We start from the raw sequence: 13,961 nt of genomic DNA on the forward strand, positions 1-13,961 counted from the left end.
ATGAGTGCACCGTATCTGCGGGTGATCGACCCCGGCCACACGCCGCGTGCGGGGGCTTCCGTCGCCGTGCGCGGATTGACCGTCGAGTTCGGCGCCAATCGCGTACTCGACCGGCTCGATCTCGACCTTGCCGCGGGCGAGTTCGTCTCGATCGTCGGGCGATCGGGTTGCGGCAAGAGCACGTTGCTCCGCGCTGTCCTGGGATTGCTCACCCCGAGCGAGGGGCGGGTCGAGACGGATATCGCCGCGTCGCGCGTGGTCTTTCAGGAGCCGCGCCTGCTGCCCTGGGCGACGGTGCGCGACAATGTTGCGGTCGGTGCGCGCGGGATCGTCGATCGGGCGACGCGCGACCGGCTGATCGATGAACGGCTGGATGAAGTGGGGCTGGCCGACAAGGCGGGGGAATGGCCCGCCAATCTGTCCGGCGGGCAACGCCAGCGCGTGGCACTGGCGCGCGCCTTGATCAGTCGCCCGCGGCTGCTGGTTCTGGACGAACCGCTCGGCGCACTCGACGCGCTCACCCGGATCGAGATGCAGGGCCTGCTCGAGCGCGTCTGGGCGGCGGAGAGCTTCTCCGCACTGCTGGTGACGCATGACGTTGCCGAAGCGGTGGCGCTGGGCGACCGGGTGATCGTGCTGGAGGCGGGGCGGATCGCGCTCGATATCCGCGTCGATATTCCGCGGCCACGCCGCCATGGCGATGCCGAATTGGCGCGGATCGAGGGGGTAATCCTGGATCGGCTGCTGAGGCGCTAGCGTAGTATAGATTGGAGTGAATTCACTTCTCCCGTTCGTGCGGCCCTCTTCGACTGCCTGCCAAGGCAGGCGCTCAGGACAGGCTTCGACAAGCTCAGGGCGAACGGCGGAGGGAGGGGCAACTCATAACAGTGCAGCTCAGGTCATCCGTCCCGCCGCTTTCTGTCCGGCGATCGGCGGCAGGAAGGGCAGGACCGGGGGCAATGTCTCGCGCCGGTGATGCGGCAGGTTGAGTTTCGGGAAGAGCAATTCGGCCACGCGATACGCTTCCTCGAGATGCGGATAGCCTGAGCCGATCACCGTATCGATGCCGATATCGGCATATTCCTGCAGCCGATCGGCAATGCTGTCCGGGCTGCCGACCAGTGCGGTGCCCGCCCCGGTGCGAACCAGGCCGATGCCGGCCCATAGATTGGGGGCGATTTCGAGGTTGTCGCGGCTCCCCTTGTGCAGCGCCTGCATCCGGCTCTGGCCGACCGAATCCGTTCCCTTGGTCAGCATCGCCTGGAACTGGGCGATCTGTTCGTCCGATACATGCTGTATCAAGTCATGTGCGGCCGCCCAGGCCTGGTCGTCGGTGTCGCGCACGATGAAATGGATGCGCAGGCCGAAGCGGATCGTCCGGCCGCGCTTCGCGGCGCGCTCGCGTACATCGTCGATGATCTCTTTCAGCTGTTGTGGCGGCTCGCCCCAGGCGAGATAGACATCGACATGTTCGGCGGCGATCTCGCGAGCGATCTCGGAAGAGCCTCCGAACCAGATCGGCGCGTGTGGTTGCTGGACGAAGGGGAATAACAGCTTGCCGCCGCTGATCGAGAGATATTTTCCCTCCTGCGTGACCGTGTCGCCGCGCGCCAGCTTGCGCCAGATGTCGAGGAACTCGGCGGTCTGCTCGTAGCGTTCGGTATGGCCGAGAAATATGCCGTCCTGGGCGAGCGTTACGGGGCTGCCGCCGGTCACGACGTTGAGCAACGCACGGCCATCGCTCAGCCGATCAAGCGCTGCCGCCTGGCGCACAGCTTCGGCGGGTGCGGTCAGGCCCGGGCGCAGCGCCACGAGCAGTTTCAATCGCTCGGTAAAGGGAGCGACTGAAGCGGCGGTGATCCAGGCATCGGCACAGGCCGCGCCGGTCGGCATCAACACGCCGTAATATCCAAGGCGGTCGGCCGCGACCGCGATTTCACGCAGATAGCCGGGCGTGGGTGCACGCTCGCCAGTCGGCGATGCCAGATACCGCGCATCGCCGCCCGATGGGATGAACCAGAGAAAATCGAGCGGGCTGCGGTCGGTTGCTGCGACAGGGCGGATCTGGGTAGCGACGTTCATGAAGGCTCCTGCGCGGCTCTGTGCTCGGAGCCGATGGGCGGCCTCCTGGCATTGTTTACCTCTTTCAATCTCTATTAATCTTATAGGATATGCAACGCACACAGAAATTCGCAGCGCAGAAGTTTTGCTTTGGCGCAGCGGCATGGGCTGGCGGCGATCTGTCCGTGGCCTGCAATGGCTCGCTGTGATCTATATTGATTGCTATTGATCGATAAGTGCGCAAATGTCCTTGAACGGTGCTCGCCGCAATAAGGTGAGAGGTGACACGCGCCATGCGAGGGAGAGCAGATGACTTTGGAAACCGCACATCGAGGGGCGATGTCATCTCCCGTCCGGTCCAGTCTTACAGCCAACCCCTGGTGGTCCGGGACTGTGGCAGGCATGGCATCGTATATCGACGCTGCTGCGATCACGGCCTTCAGCGCCAGTCTTGTCATCTTCGAAAAGCAGCTCGGCCTTTCGGCCGGGCAGGTCGGCATCGCAGCGAGCGCCCTGACGCTGACGATGGCGATCGGCGCCGCTGTCGGCGGCCGCCTTGGTGATCGCTTCGGCCGTCGGCCGGTATTCGTGATCACTATGTTCTTCATCATCGGTGGCGCGCTGGCGCTCATGACGGCGCAGGATTTTACCGCCATCCTTCTCGGCGTGGCCGTCATGGGCTTCGCGATCGGTGCCGATCTTCCGGTGTCGCTCGCGACGATTTCCGAGGCCGCGAATGACGAAAATCGTGGCCGATTACTCGGTTTTTCGAACCTGCTTTGGCTTATCGGTATCGCTGCAAATGGTATTTGCGTGGCGCTTTTCGGCGATCTCGGCCGCAACGCGATCTATTTCATCTTCGGTCATGTCGTTCTTGTTTCGGTGATCGTGCTGCTCGCACGATTGACGATCCCGGAATCGCAGCTCTGGCTCGATGCACGTGCGGCGCGAAAAGTAGATAATGGCGCGCGGAAGGGCGAATCGGCGAAGGTGTCGATCCTGTTTCGCGCGCCCTATCTCGTCCCCTTCATCGGCCTGTCGATCTTCTATGTCGGCACGAGCATCCTTGGGAACACCAACGGCCAGTATTTGAGCTATATGATGGTGAAGGAGGCGGGCTTTACCGTCTCGTCGGCCGCGAAATTTTCCTTCCTGTCGCTCCCCCTCGTGCTCATCGGTTTCCTCTGGTTCATGAGGATTGCCGACAAGCCTGTGCGCTTCCGCTATTTCCAGTTCGGCGCGGTGTGTTTCGTGCTGATGCCGCTGGTCATCGCCACGTTCGGCTTTTCCGCGACAACTCTGGTCTTCGCCTTTTTCCTGAACGCGATCGGCGCCTCCTTCGCCTTTGAGGGGATGTATCGTGTCTGGTCTCAGCAATCCTTCCCGACGCTCGTGCGCACGACCGCCCAGGGAACGATCATCGCGATCGCGCGCCTGGTTGCCGCGGCCGCGGCGTCGGTGACGCCGCTTCTGCTTCAGGAGATCGGTGTCCGGGCGCTCTACGGCATCCTCGCGGTGACGACATTCATCGGCGTTGCCGCCGCCTGGGTCGTCTTTCGCTCGCGCGACCAGCATAGCGAGTTCGAGGTCGAAGCGGCGCCGTTTCATCCATGACGCCGCGGCCGGAGAGGGTGGGTAACGGCACGAGTTTGCGGCACAAGCTGATTGTCGCGGTGGCGTATCTGGCGCGGATCCGGCACCGGTCTGCCGGCAAGCTCGTCAAGCTTGCCGGGGCAACCGCGGCCTCGGCAGGCGCGCCGCTCCCGGCTCCCGGACCGCCGGCGGCCAGCCTGGACGGGGTGACGGCCTCGCTTGACCATTTCGGTGAATGGCCGGTCTGGCGTCTCGAGCCCGAGGGCGGCGCGGCGTGCGCACATAAGCTCATCTACTTCCACGGCGGCGCCTATATCGCCCAGATGGCGAGCTTTCAGTGGAGCTGGATCGCGACGCTGGTGAGAGAGCTTGGTTGCTGCGCGCTGGTTCCGCTCTATCCGCTGGCGCCGCGCGGGACCGCGGCGTTCGTTATTCCAGAGGCGACCGACCTCGTCGCGCAGGCCTTGGCGTCAGGCGCATCCGTTTCGGTCATCGGGGACTCGGCTGGCGGCGGACTCGCCCTCGCCGTGACGCAGGAACTTGTCCGTCGCGGCGGCGCGCAGCCCGCGCACCTGCTGCTGATCGCTCCCTGGCTCGATGTCACGCTGTCCGATCCGCGATCATTGTCGATCGATGATCCGTTGATGACGGTGGATTCGCTCAGATGGTCCGGCCGACAATGGGCAGGTGCGCTCGATCCGGCGGACGGGCGGGTCAGCCCGCTGTTCGCCAGTATGGAGGGGCTTCCGCCGGTCACCGTCTTCGCGGGCACGCGCGATGTGCTTTATCCCGACACCGCCCGTCTCGAGCAGCGGAGCCGCGACGAGGGAATGACAATGGCGTTCGTCATCATGCCGGGCCTCATTCACGGCTGGCCCGTCTTTACTTTCCTTCCTGAGGCTCGCGATGCGCTTCCCCGGATCGTCAAGATATTCGAAGGATTCCAATGAGCGGACAATTGGGCATCGACGCCCCGGTACCCGGTATCGGCAACATGATCGCCGCGCCGATCGCGATCGAGACGGCGCCGCGCCTGAGAGTCGAGTTCGCGCTGGACGAGGGACACGGTCAGATAGTCCAGGCGACATTGCTGCTTTCGGCTTTGGGGGTGGTCGAGGCATGGCTGAACGGCGCGCCGGTCAATGACGACCTTCTCGCGCCGGGCTGGACGTCCTACGAATGGCGAGTGCGCTATACGGTCAGCGACGTGACCGGGCTCGTGTCGGAGGGCGCAAATGCGCTCGCTCTTCAACTCGGCGACGGCTGGTACGCGACACCGCTCTTCGTTCCGCCGCATGTGACATATGGCGAGCGACCGGCCGGTTTTGCCGAGCTTCATCTCCACTTTGCCGACGGGCACAGGCAGATCGTTGCGACCGACGGAGACTGGCTCGCCGGTACGAGTCCGATCAGCCGGTCGAACATCTATAACGGCCAGTCGATCGATGCCCGATTGATCGATGTCGACTGGTTGCGGCCGGGGTTTGCGGCAAAGGGCTGGCTGCCTGCCGAAATGGTCGAGTTCGACACGGGTAAATTCGATCGCCAGTTCGGTCCCTCGATACGGCGCATCGAGACTTTAGCGCCCAGGCATTTGTGGACATCGCCTTCCGGGAAACTTCTCGTCGATTTCGGCCAGAATCTCGTCGGCTGGATCCGCGTCAAGGTCAAAGGCGCGGCGGGCGACATGCTGACGATCCGCCACGCCGAAATTATCGAGCATGAGGAGCTTGGCGTGAGGCCGCTCCGATCGGCCAAGGCGACCGATATATATACACTCAGCGGCGACGAGGATCTGCTCGAACCCACCTTGGTCTTTCACGGCTTCCGTTATGCCGAGATCGACGGCTGGCCGGGCGGGATCGAGGCCTTGGCGCGCGATGGCGGCGTGGAAGCGGTGGTCATCGGATCCGACCTGAAGCGCACAGGCTGGTTCCGCTGCTCGAACGATGATCTCAATCAGCTCCACAGCAATGTCCTTTGGAGCACCAAGGGCAATTTCGTCGGTGTGCCGACCGATTGTCCGCAGCGCGACGAGCGGCTGGGCTGGACCGGTGACCTCGCAGTGTTCGCGCCGACCGCGGCTTTTCTGTTCGACGTCGAGGACTTCCTGCGCGAATGGCTTTGCGACCTGCGCATCGAACAGGCGCAGCGCGATGGCCTGGTGCCATGGGTCGTTCCGGATATTCTCAAATATTTCGACGCCAGGCCCTTGTTCAAGATGATCGATACGACCGCGATCTGGTCGGATGCCGTGGTGTGGGTCCCACGCGCCATCTGGGACGCTTATGGCGACAAGCGCGTTCTCGCCGAGACGTTCGATGCGCAGGTCGCACATGTGAACCGGGCCTGGTCGCAACTTTCGGATCGCGGCGTTTGGGAAGGTCGCTTCCAGTTCGGGGATTGGCTGGATCCCGAAGCGCCGCCGCAGAACCCGTTGGCGGCGAAGGCCGACGCGGGCGTGGTCGCCACGATCAGCCTCTATCGTTCGCTGCGGTTCGTTGCCGAGGCGGCTGCCGTACTCGACCGAGACGATGAGGCGGAGTTTGCCGAGAAGGCGGCGATTTTGCACCGTTCCTTTTACGCTGCCTATGTCGAGGATGGACGGATCGAGAGCGACTGCACGACCGTCTATGCGATGGCCATCGTTTTCGGCATTCTCGACCAAGCCGACATCCCGATTGCCGGAGAACGGCTCGCCGAACTCGCGCGCGCCTCTGGCCACCGGATCAGCACCGGATTTGCCGGCACGCCCTATGTCTGCGACGCGCTCGCCAGGACGGGGCATCTCGACGATGCCTATGCCATGCTGCTTGAGACCAAATGCCCGTCATGGCTCTACCCTGTGAGGATGGGTGCGACGACAATATGGGAACGCTGGGATTCGATGCTCGCGGATGGCTCGATCAACCCCGGCGAAATGACCAGTTTCAACCATTATGCGCTCGGCGCGGTCGCAGACTGGATGCACCGCACGATCGGTGGCATCGCGCCACTATCGGCCGTCGACGGACGTTATCGTGTCGCGCCACGGCCCGGTGGGGGCGTGAGCTGGGCGGAAACGGCGTGGGAGACGCGGCAGGGGCTGCTTCGCGTACGTTGGGATCTCGATGCAGGCGAGTTGCGAGTCCAGGTCAATGTGCCGGAAGGCGCGTCCGTTGAGCTTGCCCTTCCGGGGCGTGATGCCGAACTGCTCGGCGCCGGCTCGCACGAGCGCGTGCAGGCTATTCCAGAGGTGCGGGTGCCCTTATGACGATCCCGGAGTGTGGTCGCGGGCTCGCGCGATGTTCAGCTGCCCAAAGAGCTCCATGAGGTAGGCGACGCTGGCTTCGGTATCGGCCTCTTCGCCCTGCACCAGCTCGGTAATTGCAAGGCCGCGAAATGCAGCGACGAACACGCGCATGATGATCGCAAGATTGGGCGGAGGCTCTATCCCCAGTTCGGCATAATAGCCCTTGAGTCCGCTCAGGACCCTGTGCTCGATGTTGCTTTCGGCGGTGCGAAGTTTCGTGCTGAGATCGGGGTCCGCGCGCGCCGCGAGCAATATCTCGTCCACCGCGATTCCCGGCTCGCGCAACATGCCCGAAAGGACATGCCGCGGCAGTTCGTTCAGATAGGCTTCCGTCCCGATCCGTCTGCGTGTCTCTTCGATCAGCCGCGATCTCTTCGAGATGGACCGCGTCGCGGACCGCGACCATCAGATCCGCCTTGCTGGCGAAATGGTAGGAAATGATGCCGCGGCTGACGCCGGCCTCCTTCGCCACCACTGCAATCGTGACCGCACTATATCCCATCCGGTAGAGGCAGCCGATCGTGGCTTCAAGGATGCGCCGCCGCGTGTCGGCCGTCCGGTCTTCCTGTTTGCGGCGGACGGGTTTGACGCGCCCGGGTGCAGGGGCGGGGGCGGGGGCGGTGGGTGAGGGCATGCGCTCGCTGGAAACCTGATCGTGGGAGGGCCGATGACTGTAACCGGCAGGTAAGCACAGCGCCCGCCGGGATGCCAATGTTAGATTTGCGGCAGACCCGGCCACGACCGTGAAGGTCGCGGCCGGGCGTCCCGATCAATGGCGGAACCGCAAGGTCAGGCCATAGGTCCGGGGCTCGTTCACGAAGACGGCGAGACTTCCACTACCGCCCGGCGTGCCAATGCCGCCGAGATAGGTATTTTCCTTGGTCAGGTTGCGCCCCCAGACTTGGATGCCGAAGCCGTTTCGCAAGGCAAGCTCGACGCTGGCGCTCAGGAAATCCGTGTTCCCGTTCCGGAAAGCCTCGGTCAGCGGCAGATCGGTGTAATAGCTCGTCGCGTGGCGCAAATTGACGTTCCCGAGCAAGCGAACCGTGTCGCTGAGCGGCTGGTCAAGGCTGACGCCGCCGACCAGCGTCCAGCGCGGCGCATTGGGTGGCGGCCGGCCGGTGAGGTCCTGGCTGGGGACAACGCTACCGGCGGGCGGCGGGGCGCCCGGGAAGCTTAGATACTTCGCGTCGAGATAGTTCACGCTGGCGCTGAACGCGAGCGGCTTGACCGGGCGATAAAGGATTTCCGCTTCGACCCCGCGCGAACGGACCTTGGCGGCGTTCAGGGTGAGGAACGATGATGTCTGGCTATTGAAGGCCTGAACCTGCTGATCGTTTACGGTCTGGGTATAGACCGCGATATTGGTGCTCAGCCGGTCGCCGAACAGGCGGAACTTCGCGCCCGCCTCGAACGCGTCGGTCGTCTCGGGCGCGACCGACGGCTCGTTCGCGCTGGTCCGAAGAAGATTGATCGCACCCGATTTGTAGCCACGTGCATAACGAAGATAGAAATTGGCTGCGGGACTCGGCTGGTAGGCGATCGTCGCCGATCCCATCAGCGCATCGTCATTCCGCTTCGCGTCGCCAGGGAATGAAAAGGAACCGGGGGCGACCGTGACATGCCCCGTCTTGTCCTCGCTCAGGTAGCGCAGGCCGCCGGTGATGCGGAGCGCATCGGTGAGATTATAGGTCGCCTGACCGAACAGCGCACCGCTCTTTGCCGTTCCGGCGCCGACCGAGTTGTAGAAGCTGATCGTCGCGGCAGCGGGCTTGATCCGGATCTGTAGAATGTTGGTGTCGATGGTCTTCTGGTTGAAGTAATAACCGCCGACGACGAATTCGACCGGGCTGCCCGCTGCATTCTGCAATCGGACTTCCGCCGACGTCTCCTTGATGGCGCTCGATGGGCTCGACCGGACATTCATCATCGCCGAATCGACACCGTCGATGTCGAGGCTGGAATCGCTCTGGAAACGCCGATGCGCGCCGATTGCCGTCAGGGTAAGATTACCGAAATCCTGGTCGATCTGAAGCGAGACACCCTTGTCCTGCGCCTTCTCTCCCGACGGCGAATCCTGCGTCGACCTGCGATCGAACGGTCGATAGAATGTTCCGGTGCTCGCGGGATTGCTCGGCGACACGCCACGGGTGCCCGGCGTCGGAGGGGTGTAGCCGATAAATCCGCCGCGCACATTGAATGAAAAAGGTGTTGCAACGGCGGCGTCGGAAACGAACAGCGGCAGATAGGAGCAGCAACGGTCATTCATCTGCGAATAGTCGCCGATCAGCCGGACGCGGGTTGCGTCGGTCGGCGTCCAGTAGAGCTGGGCGCGGATGCTCTGCCGGTCGCGCGCGTTGCTTCGTCCGCGTGGCAGGTTGGGGGCGTCCAGGAAGCCGTCGCTGTAATTCTCCGCAACCGCCACGCTCAGCGCGAGCTTGTCAGTCACCAGCGGGATATTGACCGAAAGACGCGCCTGGATCGTGTTGAAATTGCCATAAGTACCCTCGGCATATACGCCAAAGGCATTCACATCGGGGAGTGAGGTCGAGATATTGATCGCGCCAGCCGAATTGTTGCGGCCGAACAATGTGCTCTGAGGTCCGCGCAGCACCTCGACGCGCTCGATGTCGAGCAAATCCTGCAAGGCGGCACCGGGCCGGCCGCGGAACACGCCGTCGATATAGACCCCGACCGATTGTTCGGAGCCACGGACGGCCGTCCCCATCCCGCGTATGGTGAAAATGGCGTTACTGGGGTTCGAAGTTTGGGACACGCTCAGGCTGGGCGATATCTCCTGGACATTTGCGAGATTGTTGATGTGTGCGGCCTGAAGCCGGTCGCCGCTCAATACCTCGACCGATGCCGGCACCTTGAGCAGCGTCTCCTTCCGGCGCTGGGAAGTGACGATGATGTCGCCCAGGCCGGTATCGGCCGCCTGTTCTGCACCGGACTGGGTTTCGTCCGGGCTTGCCGTCTGCGCGGTGGCAGGTGCCGCCAGCAGCGCCGTGCCGATGGCAAGTGTCGAACTCATGATCGTAAATTTCAGCATCGCAAACGCCTCTCCCTCTTTATCGGTGCGCCGTTACGCACCTCTATGACCGCTTTGCGGGACCATCGCGCTCACCTAGCATAAATTTGCTGGTCGTACAGCCAGTTTATGAAAAAGCGGATTTGGCATAGCTGAAAATGTGAAAGCGCGGGCTGGGGTAGGTGAGCAACCTGGGATGTAATGCCTGTTCGGGCGGGGTTGAATCGATCGCATTATCTGTCCCGGGCAGTCTAGGGTTCTCCCGTCGTCTAAGTGTACGCCGAACGGTGTGAGTGTCGGGCCTGATGACGGAGCTGGGGAGATATGGGACACCGGTCTGTTTCATATCTCAGGCTCGAGATGAGCGACCTTCTCCAACGATTTTACGAGATGTCGAGCGCCCGGTCGGTTTAGATAGCATTCATTAAAATGTGTAATATCAATGTGTTATATTGAATCTTTGCAACCCGCGTTTACCTTAGCTGTCGCGAGAAAAGTATTTTGGCCAAGTTATAAAAGGCGGCGGCGCGGGTTGGCATCGCTGATCTCTTGCCGCATCGATATCCCATGTCCGGATCCGCGCCCGACTCCGCAAGGCCCGTCTCGCCTTTTTCAATCTCGATCTTTCGCGAGATCTGGATCGCAAATCTGGCGTCCAATTTCGGTGGCCTGATCCAATCGGTCGGCGCCTCCTGGATGATGGTGTCGCTCGCTACCTCCCCGCAGTTCGTCGCGCTGGTCCAGGCGTCGACTACGTTGCCGATCATGCTTCTTTCGCTCTGGGCCGGGGCGGTCGCCGATAATCTCGATCGCCGGCTGGTCATGCTCTGGGCGCAGAGCTTCATGCTGATCGTCTCGGCCGGGCTTGCCGCTTGTGCCTGGTTCGGCCTGCTCAGTCCCTGGCTGCTGCTCGGTTTCACCTTCCTGATCGGTTGCGGCACGGCGTTCAACGGTCCGGCCTGGCAGGCCTCGGTCGGCGACATGGTGCCACGCCCCGTGCTACCCGGCGCGATCGCGTTCAATTCGATGGGCTTCAACATCGCGCGCAGCGTCGGTCCGGCGATCGGCGGCCTGATCGTCGCGGCGGCGGGTGCAGCGACGGCCTTCTTCGCCAATGCGGTGAGTTATGTCGGCCTGATCGTCGTACTTGTGCGCTGGCGGCCCGAGACGCCGCCGCGCCTGCTCCCGCGCGAACGGCTCGGTGTCGCGATGGGCGCGGGGCTGCGCTATGTCGCCATGTCACCCAATCTGCGCGTCGTCATGCTCCGCGCCAGCCTGTTCGGCCTGGCCGCGAGCGCAGTGCCGGCGCTGATGCCGCTGGTCGCGCGCGACCTGATGGGCGGTGGCGCCTTGGCCTATGGCGTATTGCTCGGCGCATTCGGTGTCGGCGCGGTGGGTGGGGCGCTTGCCAGCGGTTGGCTGCGCCACCGCGTCTCGACCGAGCGGATCGTCCTGATCGGCGCACTCGGCCTCACGCTCGGCACGGCTGCCACTGCCGCCAGCCATGTCATGGCCGGCACGATCGTCGCGCTGCTGCTCGCTGGCGCGGGATGGGTGCTGGCGCTCTCGACCTTCAACGTCACGGTGCAGATGGCGTCGCCGCGCTGGGTCGTAGCGCGGGCGCTCGCCGTCTATCAGATGGCGGCTTTTGGCGGCATGGCTGCGGGTAGCTGGGCGTTCGGCGTGATTGCGGAAAATCGCGGCGTGACGGCTGCGCTGCTCGCCGCCGCGGCGCTGCAATTGGCCGGAGCGCTGATCGGCTTTCGCCTGCCATTGCCCCAGGTCGAGGAACTGAACCTCGATCCGCTCAGCCGCTGGACCGAGCCGGAGACGGCAGTCCCGATCGAATCGCGCAGCGGTCCGGTGGTAGTCACGATCGAATATCGCATCGCGCAGAAGGACATCGTGACCTTTCTTCGCGTCATGGGCGAGCGCGGACGCATCCGCCGCCGCGATGGCGCGCGGCACTGGACGTTGCTGCGTGATCTCGGCGATCCGACATTGTGGGTCGAGCGCTATCATGTGCCGACCTGGCTCGATTATGTTCGCCACAACCAGCGGCGCACTCATGCCGACGCTGATAATAGTGCCCAGATTGCCGCGCTGCACGAGGGACCGGCACCGCCGGTGGTCCACCGCATGATCGAGCGCCAGACCGGCTCGCTGCCCTTCACGCGTGCGCCAGGGTCGCGTGAAATGTCCGGTCCAATGACAGATCCGAGTGGATCGGCCTGACGCTAGGGGAGCATCCGTTCCAGCACCCGCCGTGCAATCGTCCTGGCATCCTATTCCGACGCCGACAGGTGCGTCGAGGTCTCGCCATTGTTCTAGGCGCATCGTTAACATCTGAACAGACGAAGCAGGTTCTTGCAGCACTCGACACCGCCTTCACGGACGCATGTCGCCGAACGATCTCGAAATGCATGGGCGCACTTCGGCGCCCAGGCTTCCATCGTTGCCCAATAGGTGGACATGGCGCGATATCGCAGGTTGGTGTCGTTGGCCCTGCTCGATGCGTCAATCGTCCTCGCCTATCAGGGATTGGTTATGGTGAGCGGGGTGACGCTGTGCAGAGATTCGCGCGCGCGACCGTCGACATTATGCGGATGCGCAATGACGGCTACACTGAGCTGCCGCATCAGCGCATCGCCTATGACAAGGCGCGTGAAGCCCTCGACGCCGTGCAACCGGAGGCGGCCCGCGATCTGCGTTCCGCATTTGCGCGTGATAGGGGACTGATCGGCGAGGCGTCTCAGGGCCGGACCAGCAACGCCATCCGCGCTATGGCGCTCGAGGCGGAGATGCGCGCGAACCCAGAACGGCGTGCCGACCGGTTCGTCGAAGACTGGCAGAAGTTGGCGAAAGCGCATCGCTCGTTTCGTCGGACATGTGGCATGCTGGTCAGGAATGATGGCCAAAGCCGATCCGGAGCGCTGGCAGGAGACTGTTACCTGTCAGCGCGGGAGTGCCCAATCACGGCAGGCGCGATGACTGCTTCGCGCCCCACTTTCGGTCGTTCACTTGAACGAGCACTGACGCCGAAAGCCGCCATAAATTATGGGCTACTTCCTCCATCGTGGCGTCTGGGATTATCCGGCTCGTAGAGCCTCAATAACTGCGCGCAGGCCTGCCGAAAGATATTTTCGGGTCGGATAGTAGAGGTAGAGCCAGTCTTCCGGCACGATCCAATCGTTGAGACATGCGACCAATCGGCCGCTCTCAACATAAGGTCGTGCGCGGTCTTCCCAGACATAGGCAAGCGCAACACCAGCCAGCGCTGACTCGATCATCAGCTCGTGATCGTGAAGCGCCAACGGCCCATTCACGTCGATATCGATTTCCTCGCCATTGCGCGCGAACGACCAAGGATAGCCGACGCCGCTCGGATACATGTTGCGGATGCAGATATGCGATGTGAGGTCGGCGGGTATTCTCGGTATCGGGCGGCTGGAGAAATAGCCCGGTGACCCGACTACGGCGAAGCGCAATCGCGGACTGATCTTTACCGCCGTCATGCCGTCGCGCAGACTTTCGCCAAGCCGGATGCCGGCGTCAAAGCCTTCCTCGACAATGTCTACTAGCCGATCCGTCGCGACGATCTCGAGTTCGAGATTGGGGTTGGCCGCGATCAGTGGTCCGATCACAGGCCCCAAAACGAACGGCGCGATCGAATTCGGCGCATTGATCCGCACCTTGCCGAACGGTGTGTCGCGAAACTGGTTGAGCGCATCGAGCGCCGAACCGATGTCGCCGAAGGCGGGCGATAGCCGCGCGAGCAGCATCGCCCCCGCATCGGTCAGCGAGACGCTACGCGTCGTGCGATTGAGCAGGCGGATGCCGACCCGGGCCTCGAGATTGGAAACCGCATGGCTGATCGCCGACGCTGTCACCCCGCGCTCCTCGCTCGCCCGACGGAAGCTACGATGCCGCGCGACGGCATCGAAGGCGGCAAGCTCGGAGAGGTCGGTCGTCCGCATTACTGAT

The 13,961-nt window shown here is 63.2% G+C and carries 10 protein-coding genes and 1 pseudogene; 5 read left to right on the forward strand and 6 right to left on the reverse strand.

The window, feature by feature from the left end:
- The gene (locus H3Z74_RS08375) at positions 1–756 is read left to right on the forward strand and encodes an ABC transporter ATP-binding protein (RefSeq protein ID WP_187763439.1); all 756 of its coding nucleotides are present in this window, start codon (positions 1–3) and stop codon (positions 754–756) included.
- 138 nt (positions 757–894) lie between these two features.
- On the opposite strand, the gene ssuD is transcribed toward H3Z74_RS08375, so the two are convergent.
- A complete protein-coding gene (gene ssuD, locus H3Z74_RS08380) occupies positions 895–2,082 on the reverse strand; it encodes an FMNH2-dependent alkanesulfonate monooxygenase (RefSeq protein WP_187763440.1) in 1,188 nt (395 codons plus the stop codon).
- Between the two features lie 381 nt (positions 2,083–2,463).
- On the opposite strand from ssuD, the gene H3Z74_RS08385 reads away from it, so the two are divergent.
- From H3Z74_RS08385 to H3Z74_RS08395, 3 genes are read left to right on the forward strand one after another with little or no spacing between them, the layout of a single operon-like run.
- Positions 2,464–3,675, forward strand: a complete 1,212-nt coding sequence (locus tag H3Z74_RS08385) for an MFS transporter (RefSeq protein ID WP_187763441.1) — start codon at positions 2,464–2,466, stop codon at positions 3,673–3,675.
- Positions 3,672–4,604, forward strand: a complete 933-nt coding sequence (locus tag H3Z74_RS08390; protein ID WP_187763442.1) for an alpha/beta hydrolase fold domain-containing protein — start codon at positions 3,672–3,674, stop codon at positions 4,602–4,604. Before H3Z74_RS08385 ends, H3Z74_RS08390 begins: the two co-directional genes overlap by 4 nt.
- Entirely contained in the window at positions 4,601–6,907 is a 2,307-nt protein-coding gene (locus H3Z74_RS08395) for an alpha-L-rhamnosidase (RefSeq protein WP_229726977.1), read from the forward strand. The genes H3Z74_RS08390 and H3Z74_RS08395 overlap by 4 nt, the downstream gene beginning before the upstream one ends.
- Here H3Z74_RS08395 and H3Z74_RS24360 read toward each other — a convergent pair.
- The 3 genes and pseudogenes from H3Z74_RS24360 to H3Z74_RS08405 all read right to left on the reverse strand — a co-directional run bounded on the left by H3Z74_RS24360 (position 6,902) and on the right by H3Z74_RS08405 (position 9,980).
- Positions 6,902–7,234 (reverse strand): hypothetical protein, encoded by a 333-nt coding sequence (locus tag H3Z74_RS24360; RefSeq protein ID WP_229726978.1) that lies wholly within the window; start codon positions 7,232–7,234, stop codon positions 6,902–6,904. The genes H3Z74_RS08395 and H3Z74_RS24360 overlap by 6 nt on opposite strands.
- A gap of 166 nt (positions 7,235–7,400) precedes the next feature.
- Positions 7,401–7,580, reverse strand: a pseudogene (locus H3Z74_RS24865) (hypothetical protein); the annotation flags it as partial.
- Between the two features lie 135 nt (positions 7,581–7,715).
- Positions 7,716–9,980: a TonB-dependent receptor gene (locus H3Z74_RS08405; protein WP_187763444.1), complete on the reverse strand. Its 2,265-nt coding sequence runs from the start codon at positions 9,978–9,980 to the stop codon at positions 7,716–7,718.
- A gap of 564 nt (positions 9,981–10,544) precedes the next feature.
- On the opposite strand from H3Z74_RS08405, the gene H3Z74_RS08410 reads away from it, so the two are divergent.
- Positions 10,545–12,212: an MFS transporter gene (locus H3Z74_RS08410; protein ID WP_187763445.1), complete on the forward strand. Its 1,668-nt coding sequence runs from the start codon at positions 10,545–10,547 to the stop codon at positions 12,210–12,212.
- Between the two features lie 299 nt (positions 12,213–12,511).
- On the opposite strand, the gene H3Z74_RS08415 is transcribed toward H3Z74_RS08410, so the two are convergent.
- The gene (locus H3Z74_RS08415) at positions 12,512–12,895 is read right to left on the reverse strand and encodes a hypothetical protein (RefSeq protein WP_187763446.1); all 384 of its coding nucleotides are present in this window, start codon (positions 12,893–12,895) and stop codon (positions 12,512–12,514) included.
- Between the two features lie 171 nt (positions 12,896–13,066).
- Positions 13,067–13,954: a LysR substrate-binding domain-containing protein gene (locus H3Z74_RS08420; RefSeq protein WP_187763447.1), complete on the reverse strand. Its 888-nt coding sequence runs from the start codon at positions 13,952–13,954 to the stop codon at positions 13,067–13,069.
- Between the last annotated feature and the right edge of the window lie 7 nt (positions 13,955–13,961).

Source organism: Sphingomonas alpina (genome assembly GCF_014490665.1).
Classification (GTDB): Bacteria; Pseudomonadota; Alphaproteobacteria; order Sphingomonadales; family Sphingomonadaceae; genus Sphingomonas; species Sphingomonas alpina.